The 16110-nt window shown below is 56.7% G+C and carries 17 protein-coding genes and 1 pseudogene; 12 read left to right on the top strand and 6 right to left on the bottom strand.

Annotated features, from left to right (window positions below):
* Complete coding sequence (locus V476_RS05075) at positions 1-459, bottom strand: tripartite tricarboxylate transporter TctB family protein (RefSeq protein WP_024960442.1); 459 nt, start codon at positions 457-459, stop codon at positions 1-3.
* Positions 460-520: 61 nt separating this feature from the next.
* Entirely contained in the window at positions 521-1504 is a 984-nt protein-coding gene (locus V476_RS05070; RefSeq protein ID WP_170846027.1) for a Bug family tripartite tricarboxylate transporter substrate binding protein, read from the bottom strand.
* Between the two features lie 459 nt (positions 1505-1963).
* Here V476_RS05070 and V476_RS05065 point away from each other — a divergent pair, with 459 nt between their 5' ends.
* Together V476_RS05065 and V476_RS05060 are read left to right on the top strand one after the other, a co-directional pair.
* Complete coding sequence (locus V476_RS05065) at positions 1964-2635, top strand: response regulator (protein WP_003363740.1); 672 nt, start codon at positions 1964-1966, stop codon at positions 2633-2635.
* Positions 2628-4010, top strand: coding sequence for a sensor histidine kinase (locus tag V476_RS05060; protein ID WP_024648543.1), 1383 nt, complete (start codon positions 2628-2630; stop codon positions 4008-4010). The genes V476_RS05065 and V476_RS05060 overlap by 8 nt, the downstream gene beginning before the upstream one ends.
* Before the next feature lie 167 nt (positions 4011-4177).
* Here the strand turns inward: V476_RS05060 and V476_RS05055 are convergent, their stop codons facing one another.
* Together V476_RS05055 and ygfZ are read right to left on the bottom strand one after the other, a co-directional pair.
* Positions 4178-4999: an HDOD domain-containing protein gene (locus V476_RS05055; protein ID WP_003395819.1), complete on the bottom strand. Its 822-nt coding sequence runs from the start codon at positions 4997-4999 to the stop codon at positions 4178-4180.
* Positions 5000-5110: 111 nt separating this feature from the next.
* Entirely contained in the window at positions 5111-6052 is a 942-nt protein-coding gene (gene ygfZ / locus V476_RS05050; protein WP_032629368.1) for a CAF17-like 4Fe-4S cluster assembly/insertion protein YgfZ, read from the bottom strand.
* A gap of 152 nt (positions 6053-6204) precedes the next feature.
* On the opposite strand from ygfZ, the gene V476_RS05045 reads away from it, so the two are divergent.
* Both V476_RS05045 and V476_RS05040 read left to right on the top strand, forming a co-directional pair.
* Positions 6205-6459, top strand: coding sequence for an FAD assembly factor SdhE (locus V476_RS05045; RefSeq protein ID WP_003363729.1), 255 nt, complete (start codon positions 6205-6207; stop codon positions 6457-6459).
* The gene (locus tag V476_RS05040) at positions 6443-6907 is read left to right on the top strand and encodes a protein YgfX (RefSeq protein WP_024960440.1); all 465 of its coding nucleotides are present in this window, start codon (positions 6443-6445) and stop codon (positions 6905-6907) included. The genes V476_RS05045 and V476_RS05040 overlap by 17 nt, the downstream gene beginning before the upstream one ends.
* Here V476_RS05040 and V476_RS26670 read toward each other — a convergent pair.
* Positions 6876-7067: pseudogene (locus V476_RS26670) on the bottom strand (L-aspartate oxidase); the annotation flags it as partial. The gene V476_RS05040 and the pseudogene V476_RS26670 sit on opposite strands and share 32 nt — an antisense overlap.
* A gap of 43 nt (positions 7068-7110) precedes the next feature.
* Here V476_RS26670 and V476_RS05035 point away from each other — a divergent pair.
* The 7 genes from V476_RS05035 to V476_RS05005 all read left to right on the top strand — a co-directional run bounded on the left by V476_RS05035 (position 7111) and on the right by V476_RS05005 (position 13128).
* Positions 7111-8553, top strand: coding sequence for a tyrosine-type recombinase/integrase (locus V476_RS05035; RefSeq protein WP_024960439.1), 1443 nt, complete (start codon positions 7111-7113; stop codon positions 8551-8553).
* Between the two features lie 43 nt (positions 8554-8596).
* Complete coding sequence (locus tag V476_RS05030) at positions 8597-8956, top strand: Rha family transcriptional regulator (protein ID WP_024960438.1); 360 nt, start codon at positions 8597-8599, stop codon at positions 8954-8956.
* 172 nt (positions 8957-9128) lie between these two features.
* Complete coding sequence (locus V476_RS05025; RefSeq protein WP_024960437.1) at positions 9129-9728, top strand: hypothetical protein; 600 nt, start codon at positions 9129-9131, stop codon at positions 9726-9728.
* 166 nt (positions 9729-9894) lie between these two features.
* Positions 9895-10218 (top strand): hypothetical protein, encoded by a 324-nt coding sequence (locus V476_RS05020; RefSeq protein WP_024639465.1) that lies wholly within the window; start codon positions 9895-9897, stop codon positions 10216-10218.
* Between the two features lie 286 nt (positions 10219-10504).
* A complete protein-coding gene (locus V476_RS05015; protein WP_024960436.1) occupies positions 10505-10903 on the top strand; it encodes a hypothetical protein in 399 nt (132 codons plus the stop codon).
* Between the two features lie 41 nt (positions 10904-10944).
* Complete coding sequence (locus V476_RS05010; RefSeq protein ID WP_032629358.1) at positions 10945-12213, top strand: Ig-like domain-containing protein; 1269 nt, start codon at positions 10945-10947, stop codon at positions 12211-12213.
* Between the two features lie 198 nt (positions 12214-12411).
* A complete protein-coding gene (locus tag V476_RS05005; protein ID WP_024960435.1) occupies positions 12412-13128 on the top strand; it encodes a Rha family transcriptional regulator in 717 nt (238 codons plus the stop codon).
* A gap of 293 nt (positions 13129-13421) precedes the next feature.
* Here V476_RS05005 and nadB read toward each other — a convergent pair whose 3' ends face one another.
* Positions 13422-15029, bottom strand: coding sequence for an L-aspartate oxidase (nadB, locus tag V476_RS05000; protein WP_024960434.1), 1608 nt, complete (start codon positions 15027-15029; stop codon positions 13422-13424).
* A gap of 497 nt (positions 15030-15526) precedes the next feature.
* Between nadB and rpoE the strand changes: the two genes are divergently transcribed.
* A complete protein-coding gene (gene rpoE, locus V476_RS04995; protein WP_002554912.1) occupies positions 15527-16108 on the top strand; it encodes an RNA polymerase sigma factor RpoE/AlgU in 582 nt (193 codons plus the stop codon).
* Positions 16109-16110: the final 2 nt, after the last annotated feature.

Genomic DNA, 16110 nt, shown 5'->3' with positions numbered 1-16110 from the left:
TTAATTCTCCAGAACGCTGAGCAGGCCTAAAGGCAAGGGGACGTCCATGGCCTTGTCGAACAGCAGGTACAGGCCGACGCTCATCAGAATCACCACCACCACGCTCGGCAGCCAGCGGCCGCCATACAGGCGGGCCATGGGGATGCCGATCAGAATGCTGCTGAGGATGAAGCCCAGCGGTTCGAACAGCCCCGCGAATATCAGCAGCAGGACGATGCACTCGCCGATTTTGATCAGGGTCTCGCGATCCAGCTCCGGGTCTTCCTCGGTGTGCACGATGGGTGTAGGTCTGATCAGCAGGTACAGCAGGGCGACGCCCATCAGCCCGAGCATCAGCAGCGGGAAGGCGCACGGTCCGACCGGTTCATAGGAAAAAGGTGCCTGATAAGGCCAGGCCATGAGGGCCAGGCCTGCGCATGCCAGCAACAGCAGGCCAGCAAAGATGCGTTGTATGACCATGAGAAGCTCCTGAGTCGCACCCGTCGGCGGACGCAACTGAATGTCAGTCAATTGAGTTCAATTACTGAATCAGGCCGAATTCCTTGGCCATCAACTTGTAGTCGGCGACCTGCTTCTTGACGTAGGTGTCCAGTTCCGCGCCGGTCATGGCGAACGGGAACAGCTCGCGCTGGTCGCGCAGTTTGGCGAAGTCCTCGGAGGCCAGGATCTTGTCGAACGAGGCTTTCCACCAGTTGTAATCTTCGTCGCTGACCTTCGGCCCGAGGTAGAAGCCACGTACCACCGGCCAGACGATGTCGTAGCCCTGTTCCTTGGCGGTGGGGATGTCTTTCATTTCAGGTTCGTCGATACGCTTTTCGGCGAACACAGCGAGCAGGCGCATGTCGCCGCTCAAAATGTGCGGCATGGAGTCGGAAATATCGGTACTGCCTACCTGGATGTGGCCGCCGAGCAATGCGGTGGCAATTTCACCGCCGCCTTCGAGTGCCACGTAGCGCAGGGCACGCGGGTTGATGCCTGCAGCCTTGGCGATCAGCGCGGTCTGCATCCAGTCCTGGCTACCCACGGTGCCGCCTGAGCCGATCACGACTTTGCTCGGGTCGGCTTTCAGCGCCTGGACCAAGTCGTCGAGATTCTTGTAGGGCGAGTCGCTCTTCACTGCGATGGCGCCATAGCTGGTGCCCACGGCGGCTAGCCAGCGCACTGCGTTCTCATCGAAACGACCGAATTTGCCCTGCGCCAGATTGAGCAGCGAACCGCTGGACCACGCGACGAGTGTGCCGGCATCGGCGGGACGTTGTGCGACGACGGCGTTGTAGGCCACCGCGCCGACACCCCCAGGCATGTAGGTGACGCGCATCGGCGAGGTCAGAATCTTTTCGTTGATCAGCGCGCTCTGTACCAGTTTGCAGGTCAGGTCAAATCCGCCACCTGGCGAGGCTGGGGCGATGCATTCCGGACGTTTGGGTTCGGCAAGTAACTGGCTGGCAATCAGCATGCACCCAGCGGTGGCGGCTATGTGGCGCAGGGAAAATTTCATGTTCAGTCTCCAGAGATATTGTTGTTTTTGGAAGAGAGAAGCTGTGTACCAAGCGCTTTTGTCACGCGCACGGCGAAACCTGCGCTGTCACAGCGGCGGGCGTTTGCGCTGATGTGTTGTTTTGAGGCGTGTAGAGGGAGGAGTGCGCAGAGCAGCCCTCGACGGGATGTGCTCCATGGGCTGGCAAGCCTGGGCGGGCTTAGACATGACGTGACTCCGTTTTGCGATTTATTGTTTTTATTGTTCAGACGCATCCGGGCGCCTGTTTTTTACGTACCCTTTTATCGGGTCGTGACGCGATGCTAAACGACAAACCTTTCGTAAACCTTTCAGTTGCCTTTCACGTTGCGATTGGCGAGTCGCGAATCGTTTCTGCCCTTCACAGACCGCGGCCGGCCTGTAAACTCCACCGCCACGAGCCTCGATACCCAGATCGATAACAACAGTGACAATCAGGAGACGGCGATGCGTGTTCTTCTTGTGGAAGATCATCTGCAATTGGCTGAAAGTGTCGCGCAGGCGCTCAAAAGCGCGGGTTTGACCGTTGATGTGCTGCATGATGGCGTGGCCGCCGACCTGGCGTTGAACAGCGAGGAATACGCGGTCGCCATTCTCGATGTCGGATTGCCGCGCATGGACGGCTTCGAAGTACTTGCGCGTCTGCGAGCGCGCAGCAAAAACCTGCCGGTGCTGATGTTGACGGCGCGCAGTGACGTCAAGGACCGTGTCCATGGCCTGAATCTGGGCGCCGACGACTACCTGGCCAAGCCTTTCGAACTCTCCGAACTGGAGGCCAGGGTCAAGGCCCTGTTGCGGCGCAGCGTGCTGGGTGGCGAGCGGCAACAGCGTTGCGGCGTCTTGGCCTACGATCTGGACACCCGACGCTTCACGCTCGGCGAAGAACTGCTGACCCTGACTTCTCGCGAACAGGCAGTGCTGGAAGCGCTTATCGCCCGGCCGGGTCGGGTGATGAGCAAGGAGCAACTGGCGGCGCAGGTGTTCGGGCTCGATGAAGAAGCCAGCCCCGACGCCATCGAGATCTATGTCCATCGTCTGCGCAAGAAGCTCGACGGACATTCCGTGGCCATCGTGACCTTTCGCGGTCTGGGGTATCTGCTGGAAAGCCGTGATGATTAACGACAGCCTGCGCTGGCGATTATTGTGGAATCTGGCCCTGCTGCTGGTGGTATTGATGTTGGCCAGCGGCATGAGCGCTTACTGGAATGGCCGCGAAGTGGCCGACACCGCCTATGACCGCACGTTGCTGGCTTCCGCACGTACCATCGCAGCCGGCCTGACTCAGCGCGATGGCACGCTGAGCGCCGACATTCCCTACGTGGCGCTGGACACCTTCGCCTACGACAGCGAAGGACGCATCTACTATCAGGTCAACGACATCCATCAGAAGCTGATTTCCGGCTATGAAAACCTGCCGTCGCCGCCACCCGGTACGTTGCGTACCGACGATTACCCGGCCCTGGCGAAATTTTATAACGGGATTTATCAGGGGCAGGACGTGCGGGTTGTCAGCCTGCTCAAACCAGTGACCGACCCGGGCATGAATGGTACTGCTGAAATCCGCGTTGCCGAAACCCAGGAAGCGCGCAAGGGCATGGCGCGCAGCCTGATGGCTGACACATTGCTGCGGCTGGGCATGCTCGGAGGAGGCGCGCTGCTGCTGGTCTGGTTCACGGTAAGCGCGGCATTGCGACCGCTGGAGCGCCTGCGCACCGCCGTCGAGGAGCGTCAGCTGGATGATCTGCGCGCGTTACCGATGGTTGAAGTGCAGCACGAACTGCGTCCGCTGGTGGGCGCGCTGAACCACTTCACCGAGCGACTGCGCGTGCAGTTCGAGCGTCAGGCGCAATTCATCGCCGATGCCGCTCATGAACTGCGCACCCCGCTGGCCGCCTTGAAGGCGCGGGTCGAGCTGGGGCTGCGCGAACACGACCCGCAGCATTGGCGCAGCACACTGGAGTCGGCGGCGCTAGGCACGGATCGACTCACGCACCTGGCCAACCAGCTGCTGTCCCTGGCGCGCATCGAAAACGGCGCGCGGGCCATCGCCGAGGGCGGGGCGCAACAGCTGGACCTCAGTCAGTTGGCCAGAGAGCTGGGCATGGCCATGGCGCCATTGGCTCATTCCCGGGGTGTCGCGCTGGCGCTGGAGGCTGACGAGCCGGTCTGGCTGCGCGGCGAGCCGACCTTGCTGAACGAATTACTGAGCAATCTGATCGACAACGCGCTGGCCCATACCGCACCGGGCGGCAACGTCGTCTTGCGGGTCTATGCGCCGGGTGTTCTGGAGGTCGAGGATGATGGTCCCGGCATTCCGGCCGATGAGCGTGAACGGGTTTTCGAGCGGTTTTACCGTCGCAGTCAGCAGGGCAGTGGCGCCGGGCTCGGCCTGGCGATAGTGGGCGAAATCTGCCGGGCACATCTGGCCAGAATTACGTTGCACGAGGGCGCCGAGCGCGGCCTGAAGGTAAGGGTCAGTTTTAGCTCCACCTGATCCAGACTGTGTAAAAACTACTGCGCTTGCCAATACTGCGTTAAAAACAGGCGAAAAATGCTCATTTAGAACACCTAGAGTCGGTCGCGACCCCGGCCGTTTTCGCCTGTTTTTGCCTTGTCTTGCCCTCGCTCGTGACGTTTTTACACACCCTGGACCAGCTGAGGCTAGTAGAGCATGCTCTTGGCTTCGTCCATCTGGGCGCTGAGCACGCCTTCTGCTCTGGCAAGCCCCAACTGGCTGTAGGCAGGCAGGTCGACCATTTCGATGAGGCCGAAGGGATGGTCGGTATTCCTGTGGATATGCACCGTGGCGATCTGTACCAGATCGGTGTAATCAGGGCTTTTCGAGACGCGCGCAAAGTTCTGGAACTGGCCCGGCACGCAGGCCAGTGGTTCGGGGAAATCCCATGAGCGCAGCAGGCGCTCGCCGATAACCGGATGAATGCTGTCGATCACGTGGTTGAGGCTGATCGGGTCGGACAGCAGCTCGTAATGGTCTTCGGCATAGGTCAGGATCGGCAGGATCCCGATCAGGTGGATTAATCCGGCGAGCGTGGCCTGATCAGGTTTCAGATTGGTATAGCGCTGACACAGGGTGTAGCTGATACCGGCAACCTGCAGGCTTTGCTTCCAGATATCGCGCATCTTCTGCTCGATGACCGGCGACTTGGCGTGGAACATCTGCTCGACCACCAGGCCGATGGCCAGATTGCAGGTGTAGTTGACGCCCAGCCGCCGAATCGCAGTATTGACGTCGCTGACTTCAAAGTTCGGGCGCAGCAAGGGGCTGTTCGCGACCTTGATCAGGCGCGCGGAAAGGGCTGTATCGCTACCGATGACCTTGCTCAGGGCCGAGATGCTGATCTCGGTGTCCTCTGCAGCCAGGCGAATTCTCAGTGCCACTTCCGGCAGGGTGGGTAGAAACAAGGCATCTCTGTCGATGGCCTTGATCAAGTTTCTCTGCACCTCGTCAGCCATCTTGCTCATGTTGCATCTCGCAGCTGTTGGGGGTGTCCAGAGTTATCCGCGCGCTCTTCAGAGCGCCAGGCTGTACTGGATCGCTCTAAAGACACTAGGAAGCTGAATGTGTTCGTCTGGCTAGCGCTGAGTTTCGAGTTTGCTGTCCAGTGTGTAGGGCAGTTCACTCATTTGCAGCGCTGCGCCTTCTGGCGAGCCAAGATTGATACGGCCGTCTTCTGCCGCATCACCCTGCAATACCGCGAGCAGTTCAATGTTCTGCCCATCCTGTGCGGCCATGACGACGTTGCCCACGGCGCTGGCATGTACCGGTGAGAACAATGCAGTACCGGGTTGTGGGATATCTTCGTCGCTCAGGGTCAGGCGATAAAGCCTGCGCTTGAGTTTGCCAAGATATTGCATTCTGGCAACGATTTCCTGGCCGGTGTAGCAGCCTTTCTTGAAGCTGACGCCGCCAACTGCTTGCAGATTGATCATCTGCGGAATGAATTCTTCGCGGGTGCTGCCGAACACCTGGCCGATGCCGACACGTATCTGGCCCAGCAACCAGTCATTCAGCGGGCCTTCACTCAACTGCGCTGCCAGGCGCGACTTGATGCTGTCTGCCTGTGCGCTGCGCACCCAAAGCTCGGCCCTGCCTGGCGAGACGCGGATTGCAATCAGGTCATTGGCGCGCACCACACTATCGGTTTCCTGGGGCAGATCCAGGCCCAGGCTGACCAGCGCGGCGTCCCCATCCTGCAAGCCGAAGCGCACCCAGTCTGCGCTTTCGTCCGTGAGCTTCGATTTGGAGAACACTGCGTATTTGCGCAGGTCGAGCAATTGCGCTTCGATCAGTTCGCCAGCCATCGCCAGCAGGCAGCCGTCGCCTTCGAACACGATGCGAAAACTCGACTGCATCCGGCCTTTCTGCGTGCAACGGGCACCCAGGCTGGATTTGTCTTCATTCAGATAGTTGAGGTTGCACGTCAGCTGACCCTGAAGAAACTTGCTGGCATCCACGCCGCGAACGGCGAGAACGCCCTCATGGGTTAGCGTGCAGAAAAAAGCTGTGTGGGCCATGGTCATCGCAGATTGGGAAAAAAGTCCGGGGGCACATCATAGTGCCGAGTCGAGGTTATGCATACGGGTACATGAAAACTGCTGCGACCATTGCGATATTCGCGCGCCCGGCTCACGGCTGTATACTTGCCGCCTACTTTGAGGAGCGCTCCATGGTCGAAGACGTTGAACTCAACCGCCTTTACTGGCACAGCCGCCGCGGCATGCTTGAACTGGACGTGCTGCTGGTGCCGTTTGTCCGTGAGGTCTACCCACATTTGAATGACGTGGACCGCGATTTGTACCGCCGTCTGCTGACCTGTGAGGATCAGGATATGTTCGGCTGGTTCATGCAGCGTGCCGAATCCGAAGATGCTGAATTGCAGCGCATGGTTCGCATGATCCTGGATCGTGTCCAGCCCCAGTGATCGCTTCGAATGTCACTGGCAGGCCTCGCGTCTGCTGGTGACGGCGTATCTCGCGGTCCAGTGTCTGGCACTGGTCGCGTTGTACTGGCTGGACATCGCCGTGTGGGCTGCGGCGCTGGGTGCGCTGATATGTCTGGCGCATGCTGCCTGGGTGATACCAAGTTCCATCCTGCTGACGTATCCGGCGGCATTCACCGCGCTCAAGCGCGATCATCAAGGCTGGCAGCTGTGGAATGCACGTGACGGCTGGCAGCCTGTGCAGTTATGCCCCGACAGTCTTGCCTTGCCGTGGGTGGTCATTCTGCGTTTTCGCCCGATTATCGCCGGTCGTCCCGGACGATCGATCAACAGCTGCTGCATCCCGCGTGACGCACTGACGCCGGACATTCACCGACGTTTGCGCGTACGTTTGAAGTTCAGCCGGCATAAGTGGGCGGCACCAGAATAGTGTCCAGCGCCTCCGGCAACATTTCGGGATAGTCCAGCGTGTAGTGCAGCCCCCGGCTTTCCTTGCGCTGCATGGCCGAGCGGATCATCAGTTCCGCCACTTGCGCCAGGTTGCGCAACTCGATCAGGTCGCGGCTGACCTTGTAGTTGCTGTAAAACTCGACCGTATGAGGCTAAACCCAATGGATATAGGGGTTTCAGCCGATGACCATCAACCAGCACTCCCAAACTGGGACAAACCTGTTACAAACTGCCCTCGCCAAGCCTTACCACTATCGCCGGTCTGGTCGCTATTACCTTCGCCTTCGCCCTCAAGGCACCGCTAAGGGCTTCTTCACGCTATCGCTCAGGACCACCGATAAGGCCACCGCTATGACCATCTCCAAGGACATCCTCACGACCCTCAAGGCGTACCACTTCGATAACTCTGAGGCCACTTGGGACGAACTCCGTGAGCGCCTCATAGACATCGCTGAGTCCTGCCTGACAATGGCCCATGGCGATAGCTCGCTGGTCGCCTACGAGATGATCAACGATGAGCACCATGAGGCTCTCCGTGAGGCGAGCGCCAAGATGCCTTTGAGCGTCAACCAGCAACGCGCAGTTGGTAAGGCACTGGATATCGTCGAGGCCGCTCAAGAGCGCTTGAAGGGGAAGCCGGGAAAGCTGGTAGGGATCGTTAGGGACCTGAAGGCTGAGGTTTGTAGCACGTCTGTAGCCCTATCTCCGTCCCTATCTGTATTACCTTCTGAAGCATCCAAGCCATTGACCTTCAAGGGGCTCTCAGGGCTCTACATGGACGAACTCAAGGATAATGTTCAAGCCAGCACCATGAGGGACGTGAAGTCTACCTGTGAGGCCATTGGCGCCATCCTTGGGGAGCTGGACTTAAAGGCCCACACTCGGGAAGATATGAAGAACCTTAGGGCAAAGCTTCTTGAGGATCGTAAGCCGTCCACTGTGAGGAAAATCCTGACCCGACTCTCTACGGTCATGGATTGGGGAGTGAATAATGACTATCTCGTCAAGGCTCTCACCGATGGTTTGAAGCCGACCAAGGGGGCTGATAGCTCCCGTGAGGCGTTCTTTCAGGATCAGGTAAAGGCCCTTATGGCCCACGCTAAGGAGCTTCCTGTGGGCTCTTGGCAGCGCTGGGCATTGTCTCTTGGGGCCATCACAGGGGCCCGAATTGAAGAACTCAGGCAGTTGACCAAGGCTGACATTAAACAGGTCGCTGGTGTCTGGGTGATCGACATCAATAGGGATGATGGCAAGACAGCCAAGACCAAGAACGCTTTGAGGATTATCCCGTTGACCGATGGAGCCTATGGGTTTGATCTTCAGGCGTTCCTTGAGTTTGTCGATAAGGCTGACTCTCGGTTGTTTACGCTGGGCACTGGTCAGTTCTCTGGGGTTCTCAATGGCATGCTCAGGGGCGTCTTGGACCTGAAGGCTGATAGGACCCAGACCTTCCATTCGTTGCGTCATTCGCTGGCGGGCGCTTTGAAAGCCGCTGAGGTGCCTGTGGGGACCGCTGAGGCAATCTTAGGGCACGCCTCAGGTTCGATTAGCTACGACCTGTACGGGGCTGGTAGTGGGGTACAGGTCGCAAGGATGGCTGAGGCGTTAAACACAGCCCTGCTATAAGCCACTGGACGACTGCTCAAATCTGAGTAGTCCTAACCAGTCGATGACCATGAGCAGCAGGGAGATTGCTGAGTTGACCGGCAAGCAGCCACAGCATGTGAAGCGAGATATTGAGAGGATGTTCAGTGAGCTACAGGAAGATGTGTCCAAAACTGGACGCATCTTTTTGGACAGCATGAACCGTCAGCAGACCGAGTATCTGCTCGACCGGCACCACACCGAATGTCTCCTCACTGGCTACAGCGCCAAGATGCGTATGGCCGTGATCAAACGGTGGCACGAACTGGAGGAAGTACAGCACATGGGGGAAATGGGTTTTTGCCATTCCGCTCAATCTCAAGGGGCCATCATTGAGTCCCTCTCAGGTCTCCAGTCAGAGGTTATGAGCCTACGGCGTTTGTAGTGCGTTCCTACGTGAAATCCATGCGACTCGCTGAGGCTTAGCCTTACTCCGTGAGCGTAGGAACGTGCTTGTGGGAAACCTGGAGATTCCCTGAAGTCCCGTATTTGCTGGTCGAAAGTCCGCTGTCGTTAAAAACCCTCACTGTTGCGACCAACAACAGGAGGACCATTCCATGCGTTCCAAGTATCACCGCCACCTCGGCTTCGAAGCCAAAACCATCTTCCACGTTGATCCAGACACGGGCGAAGTCATCAACCACAATGAGATGACAATGCCCAAGAATCCCGAGGAAGAGTTCCAGGCGTGGGCTGCCGAGCGCCGAGCCGACCCAGCTCTCTCCAAGGACACCCACACGGCTCTCACAAATCTCCCAGCTCTGACCACCAGCACCCAAGCCAACCCAAGTGATTCTCGCAAGGCAACCCGAGGACGCCCAAGGACCGCTTACCCGAACTCAGCCGCTGCCTATATGCATCTCCTTGCGATTCCCGATCCGTTGCCGTGGGTAGACGACATTGTTACTGGGTCGATCATCACCAGTGCCGGGGTCACCAACGGAAAGATCAACGTCAAGCGCCGAGCGGTTATTAATGCGTTGTTCCTTTCGGAGATCACAGCGGAAGCCTGCAAGACCGATGAGATGACTTTGCGAACTGCCCAGCGTATCGCCAAGGCTGCTCGACATGCTGCTCATGGGATCGCTTCTTACGTGGAGAGGCACCCAAGAATCAAGGCAGAGATCGACGTGGAAGCTCTATTCCGGGCTTCTTAGAGATAGCGACGGATAATAGAAAGAAAACTATTAGGGCACCTTCCATCTTAAAGATCCCTTCCAGCTTATCGACACCTGATCGACCAGTTCTGATGAGGAGGGGTAATTAATAATTAAAACCCCTTCTTTTCATTTATCTCTCAAGAAATCTTTAAGGAGGACTCACATGAACACCTATCCAGCAAACGAATTGCTTAAAGAACATGACCTGATTGCTTTGTCTCGGGTCTTCCCACCAGCCTCAAGGGGTCAATTGATCATTGTAAAGAATCTACTCACCGATCATAGAGCAAACTTCAGAAGCTATGAAAACGGAATGGTCTCCTTTGATATCGATGCTCTGGTTCGTGAAGCATCCTTAAAGGGCTCTTACAAGACTGGCGAAAGGATCATTGAACTGGTCTCGGCTGGACTCAATCTACAGGCGCTCGCAAAGACGCCTTTGAGAATCCCAATGGTCGGTAAAGAGCCAATTTCGATCAGGCTTTGAAGTATCAGTCAAGGTGTCGTTTAAAACCCCTCACTATTGGGACAGACACCGAATCCAATAAAAATATTCTCTATCCCAGCTACAGCGACCGTCGCCACGGTTGTCCATAAAGATGCCCTCTCAGGTTCCGCCATTTCCTGTTAGATCATCTGCAATAACCCAAACCCCAGAATCTATTAGTCAGCCTTAGTTGAGGCTTCGTGGTCTTCTCTCCTTGGCCGTCTGGTCGTGTGCCTCAATGGCGCTAAGGCTGACTAATGGATCAACTCATAGGAGATCCAAACAAATGAAAATCACAATCACCAAAGTCCTGAAGAACGAAGTCACTGTGTCGGGGCAAGTTCTGAACCGTGAGTACGTAGAGAACATCATGCTGCCCATGCTGGTTGCTCAATGTGGCACCGTTAAGAGTCGCCAATTCGAGATCGTCCAAGTGTTTGATGAGGCCGGTCTTTCGCTCAAAGCGATTCCTGATGTTGCCCGCGAGTACCACGGAGACAAAGCCGCAAAGGCATCTGAGCGAGCGCGTCAACAACGCGAAGCCGATGCCCATGCCGAGCGCTGCCGTGAGTGGACGCCTCGTGAACTGGCTCAGGCCAAAGCTGACAAGGAAGCCCGCGCCGCTGCCATTCGTGATCAGGGTGCCCGTGTCCGTGCGGCATCCCGTGGTAACTCCGGCTGGTAAGCCAAGACCGAACCCAACTATCTAATTCAGGAGAAAATTCTATGAAACCTAATCAGTACGTAGCACCGCATGTAGACACCGTTAAATGGAACATCAGCGCCATTGACGATAACAATGCATCAATCCACTTCAGCACTTCCGATGTACGAGCAGAGACACTCGCAAGCACCGATCCATCGGCCTATGTGGAAGCCCTTGTGGAACTCGCTGAGGACTTCTTGAATGGCGATGAGTGGCGCGAGGCTGCTATGGAGAGAACCCCTTGCGAGTTCCGTCCTGCGGGCTCTGAGGCTACCGGTCAACAAGTTATCACTATGGCTGATCGCTCCGTTAAGTTCGACCCTCGCAAGAACTGGGATAACCAAACCATTAGCAAGGGCGAAGTATTGGCCGGGTCGATCATCTTTACGGAACCTACCGATTCAGCTCTGGTTATTAGTCATCGCGTGACGATCCTCGACCACAACTTGATTGCTGGTTTTACCGAAGCATCAATGTCTCAAACTGCTGACAAGATCTTGCGTGACATTGAGTTAAGCGCAGCGGGTAAAATCGCTGGCATCCTTTCGACCGCTGCAAGTACCGAGGTTTTCTCTGAAGTTAAGCCAACGGGCAAGCCTGTAGAAATTGCTGAAGATCTTATTGATCTCCTGACGATGCACATCAATCAGACCGTGGGCACCTCTTTGTCTGACTTCGTGGTGTTGCTGCCTGTGTCGATGGTGGCTGTACTTGAGCGTGCCGCCCAGCGTGCTGGTGTGGGTGAAATCGAGAACCTTATTGGCGCGTCTGTGCAGCCTTACAGCGGTACTGACTACGGTCTGTTCTTGCTACCGAAGATGTTCACCTCTCTGAGCTACCGTGAGAACCGTGAGGGCGACATTTGGAAAATCCTTGCGACCCGCAACGGCAATGCCCAGGCGTGGGACATTGAGATTATGACAACCGTAGACATCGTGGCTAACGGCAAGGTCAAGGTGAAGCTGACCGAAGATGGTCTTCAGACTGAAACTGTAGCGTTCCCGATGATCACCAACGTGAGGCTGTTCACTCCGGTGTCGGGTGTATCCCTCAAGAGCGCCTCTAAGGACCTCGCCGTGGGTGCTTCATACTCAAACGTTGCCACTGTGTCCCCTGCAAATGCCACCAATCAGAGCATCACATGGGCCACATCCGATGCCTCAGTCGCAACGGTATCCCCAACAGGTTCTGTAAAGGGTCTCAAAGTGGGCAAGGCGACAATCAAGGTGACGACTGCTGATGGTGGTTTCTCGGCGTCCTACACCGTGAATGTAACTGCCGCTGCTTAACAAAGTTTGAAAGATGACCCGTAAGACCGGCCCGAGAGGGACCGGCAGGGTCACCGCTACACCTGCCCGTCGCTGGGCAATCAACCAATCCAGTCTTTCTGATAGTGCCTTTCATGCCATGCCGGGTCCCTTTGTCGGGGTCTGGATGCTCGGCTGTGGGTGCGACCTGAAGGGCACTACCAAAAGGAAATCGACACTATGAACGTGAATAACATCGTAACCATGACCACCGTTGAAATCGCTGAATTGACTGGCAAGCGTCACGACAACGTTCTCCGAGATGCCCGAGGGATTGTTGCTCAAGTAGGTGCCCTCAGATCTGAGGAGTCCTCCGTGGCTTTCACCGAGGCAACCTATAAGAACAACCAGAACAAAGACCTGCCGATGCTGGTCCTCGACAAGCACCTAACCTTCACCCTCATCACTGGCTATGACACTGGTCTTCGCTACAACGTGGTGGGGCGCTGGATTGAACTGGAGCAAGTCGCTAACCCAGCCTTTGCTGCTCAGGCCATCACCGAGACCCTTAAGGATCTACAGAGCCGAGTCAATGCAATGGCCCCTGCCTTCGATGAGCATGTCCGTAAGGGTCGTACAGTTGGTTATAGCTGGCGTGAAGCCTGCCGCCTCGCTGAAATCGCCCATCCCGATAAACTTTTAGCCCTGCTGATCGACACGGGGAACGCCCGTAAGACAACCCAAGGGCACACACAGCTTAATCCCAAGTACGAGCAAGCTGGTTTCATCAAGCCCCTCAAACCGTCCAATCTGGTCGTATCCAATAATGGCGGCCACCTGTTCAAGATCACCCATAAGGGCCTCAATGAGTGGCTCAAGCACAAGGCTGAGAGCATGAACAATGCTGTCAATAAAGCTCAGGACAAGACCGACCGTTGGGGCCGAATCGCCAAGTAACCTCAAGGAGAACCTCATGGACACGCTACAGGCTGCCTACTGGGTCTGCGTAGCTGTTCATGTGGCCTTCTGGCTGTATGGGAAACTCAAGGTCCCTCAATGAAAATCTGATAAAAAAATCTGAATGACCACCTCTCATAGACAGACCCAGCGGTTACCCCCGTAGGCCCTCGCGCAGGTCGTTAGCTCAGAGCCGCACGGGAGCGGTAAGGACCCCAGGGCTGGGACAAATATGGTCCAAAGCTGTTACAAAACGAGGCCTTAGGTGCTACGCTTAGGCCCTCAAACGTGCCTCAAAAAGTCGGTGTAAGGATCGTATCCTTAGCCTCTGGCAGCATCTCTGGATAGTCCAGCGTGTAGTGCAGGCCCCGAGATTCCTTGCGTTCTATGGCAGACCTGATCATCAGTTCCGCTACCAGAGCAAGGTTCCTCAGTTCGATCAGGTCTCTGCTTACTCGGTAGTTGCTGTAAAACTCGTCAATCTCATCCAGCAGCAGGCGTACGCGGTGCTGAGCGCGCTGCAGGCGTTTATTGGTGCGCACAATGCCGACGTAGTCCCACATGAACCGTCTCAGCTCGTCCCAGTTGTGCGCGATGATCACGTCTTCATCCGAGTCAGTGACCTGGCTGGCGTCCCAGGCCGGAAGGTCGGCGGGCATCTGCACGTCAGCCAGTTGCTTCTCGATGTCTGCGGCGGCCGATCGGGCATAGACGAAGCACTCCAGCAGCGAGTTGCTGGCCATGCGGTTGGCGCCATGCAGGCCTGTGAAGCTGGTTTCGCCGATGGCGTAAAGGCCCGGCACATCGGTATGCCCCTTGCTGTCCACCATCACGCCACCACAGGTGTAATGCGCAGCGGGGACTACGGGGATCGGTTCGCGAGTGATGTCGATGGAAAATTCCAGGCAGCGTTCATAGACGGTTGGGAAGTGCGTCTTGATGAAGGCTTCGGGTTTGTGGCTGATGTCCAGATACACGCAGTCGATGCCCAGCCGCTTCATCTCATGGTCTATCGCGCGGGCAACGATATCGCGCGGCGCCAGTTCTGCCCGCTCATCGAAGCGTTGCATGAACCGCTCACCGTTAGGCAGCTTGAGGTACGCCCCTTCACCGCGCAGTGCCTCGGTGATCAGAAAGCTCTTGGCCTGCGGGTGGTACAGGCAAGTGGGGTGAAACTGGTTGAACTCAAGGTTCGCTACCCGGCAGCCGGAACGCCAGGCCATGGCGATGCCGTCGCCACAGGCACCGTCAGGGTTGCTGGTGTAGAGGTAAACCTTGGCGGCGCCGCCCGACGCCAGGATTGTGAAGCGCGCGCTGTAAGTATCTACTTCGCCACTGTGGCGATTGAGCACGTAGGCGCCGAGGCAGCGCTTGCCTTCCAGGCCGAGACGGCGTTCGGTGATCAGGTCGATGGCAGCGCGCTGTTCGAGCAATTCGATATTGGGTCGCTTGATTGCCTGTTCCAGCAGGGTGCGAAAAATGGCTGCACCCGTGGCATCTGCAGCATGAATGATCCGCCGGTGGCTGTGGCCGCCTTCACGCGTCAGGTGAAATTCAAATCCGCTTTCGTCGGTGCCTGCGTCATCGCCGCGGGTAAAAGGCACGCCTTGATCGATCAGCCATTGAATCGCCTCGCGGCTGTGTTCGACGGTGAAGCGCACAGCGTCTTCGTTGCAAAGGCCGCCGCCTGCGTTCAGCGTGTCCTCAACATGAGATTGCACGGTGTCGGTGTCATCCAGCACTGCCGCAACACCGCCCTGCGCCCAGAAGGTCGAGCCGTTGGCGAGGTCACCCTTGCTCAGGACCGCAATCCGCAGGTGGTCGGGCAGGGTCAGTGCCAGGCTCAACCCGGCAGCGCCGCTGCCGATTACCAGTACGTCATGCTGAAAATGTTGACTCATCTGCGAATTCTGCCCTTGGCGACCACTAGTATAAGTATTGGGGTAACGGCACAATAGCCTCGCCTACATGGCAATGTGAGACCACGGCGGGTCTGGATTGTGCTCCAGTCCCGGACGGCATGCCTATTGTTTTCCTTTTGTTCGGTCGCTGGAAATGCTCCAGTGCGTTGATTCAAGGGAACTTTAAGCAGTTTGAGTCTCACGCCGGCAATTGTGTCAATGGAACTTTTTGTAAAGAACCATGCTCAATAGCAGGTTGCCTACACAGGAACAGCGTCTATTTCGCAGGGTTAGATAAGTGATCATCAACTGCGAAACTGGCGACAAGACTATTCGCGCAGCCGACCGTGTCGAGCTGCGTTTTTCGTGCACGCTTTATGATGGCTTGCAGGAAACTTGCTTGAAGGGGGAGAACTTTTGCGAAAAGCCCGAGTCTATGTTTGCAAGCCTGAACACTATCAGTTGCAACACTCCTTCATGCTTAACGAGGAGTGTTCATGCTAACCCAGGAAGAGGATCAGCAGCTTGTCGAGCGCGTACAGCGTGGCGATACGCGAGCATTTGATCTGTTGGTGCTGAAGTATCAGCACAAAATTCTAGGGTTGATCGTGCGATTCGTGCACGACACCCATGAGGCTCAAGACGTTGCACAGGAAGCCTTTATCAAGGCTTATCGTGCTCTCGGAAATTTTCGCGGTGACAGTGCTTTCTACACCTGGCTGTACCGCATCGCCATTAACACGGCGAAGAACTATCTGGTTTCGCGAGGTCGGCGACCACCGGATAGCGATGTAAGGTCTGAAGACGCGGAGTTCTACGACGGCGACCACGGCCTCAAGGACATAGAGTCGCCGGAGCGTGCATTGTTGAGGGATGAGATCGAGGGCACCGTCCATCGGACCATCCAGCTTCTCCCGGAAGATTTACGTACGGCACTAACTTTACGTGAATTCGATGGTCTGAGTTATGAAGACATTGCGAGCGTCATGCAGTGTCCAGTTGGTACCGTGCGCTCTCGGATCTTCCGCGCTCGGGAAGCCATCGATAAAGCCCTGCAGCCGTTGTTGCAGGAATCCTGAGA

The organism is Pseudomonas syringae KCTC 12500 (genome assembly GCF_000507185.2).
Classification (GTDB): domain Bacteria; phylum Pseudomonadota; class Gammaproteobacteria; order Pseudomonadales; family Pseudomonadaceae; genus Aquipseudomonas; species Aquipseudomonas syringae.
Note: the sequence above shows the minus strand (reverse complement) of the source record. Positions and strands in the feature narration are given on the sequence as shown.

Coding starts and splice junctions, on each gene's coding strand:
- V476_RS05055 (WP_003395819.1), bottom strand. CDS start 4,999: ATGAGCAAGATGGCTGACGAGGTGCAGAGAAACTTGATCAAGGCCATC.
- V476_RS05035 (WP_024960439.1), top strand. CDS start 7,111: ATGACCATCAACCAGCACTCCCAAACTGGGACAAACCTGTTACAAACT.
- V476_RS05015 (WP_024960436.1), top strand. CDS start 10,505: ATGAAAATCACAATCACCAAAGTCCTGAAGAACGAAGTCACTGTGTCG.
- V476_RS05075 (WP_024960442.1), bottom strand. CDS start 459: ATGGTCATACAACGCATCTTTGCTGGCCTGCTGTTGCTGGCATGCGCA.
- nadB (WP_024960434.1), bottom strand. CDS start 15,029: ATGAGTCAACATTTTCAGCATGACGTACTGGTAATCGGCAGCGGCGCT.
- V476_RS05005 (WP_024960435.1), top strand. CDS start 12,412: ATGAACGTGAATAACATCGTAACCATGACCACCGTTGAAATCGCTGAA.
- ygfZ (WP_032629368.1), bottom strand. CDS start 6,052: ATGGCCCACACAGCTTTTTTCTGCACGCTAACCCATGAGGGCGTTCTC.
- rpoE (WP_002554912.1), top strand. CDS start 15,527: ATGCTAACCCAGGAAGAGGATCAGCAGCTTGTCGAGCGCGTACAGCGT.
- V476_RS05065 (WP_003363740.1), top strand. CDS start 1,964: ATGCGTGTTCTTCTTGTGGAAGATCATCTGCAATTGGCTGAAAGTGTC.
- V476_RS05025 (WP_024960437.1), top strand. CDS start 9,129: ATGCGTTCCAAGTATCACCGCCACCTCGGCTTCGAAGCCAAAACCATC.
- V476_RS05030 (WP_024960438.1), top strand. CDS start 8,597: ATGACCATGAGCAGCAGGGAGATTGCTGAGTTGACCGGCAAGCAGCCA.
- V476_RS05020 (WP_024639465.1), top strand. CDS start 9,895: ATGAACACCTATCCAGCAAACGAATTGCTTAAAGAACATGACCTGATT.
- V476_RS05060 (WP_024648543.1), top strand. CDS start 2,628: ATGATTAACGACAGCCTGCGCTGGCGATTATTGTGGAATCTGGCCCTG.
- V476_RS05045 (WP_003363729.1), top strand. CDS start 6,205: ATGGTCGAAGACGTTGAACTCAACCGCCTTTACTGGCACAGCCGCCGC.
- V476_RS05010 (WP_032629358.1), top strand. CDS start 10,945: ATGAAACCTAATCAGTACGTAGCACCGCATGTAGACACCGTTAAATGG.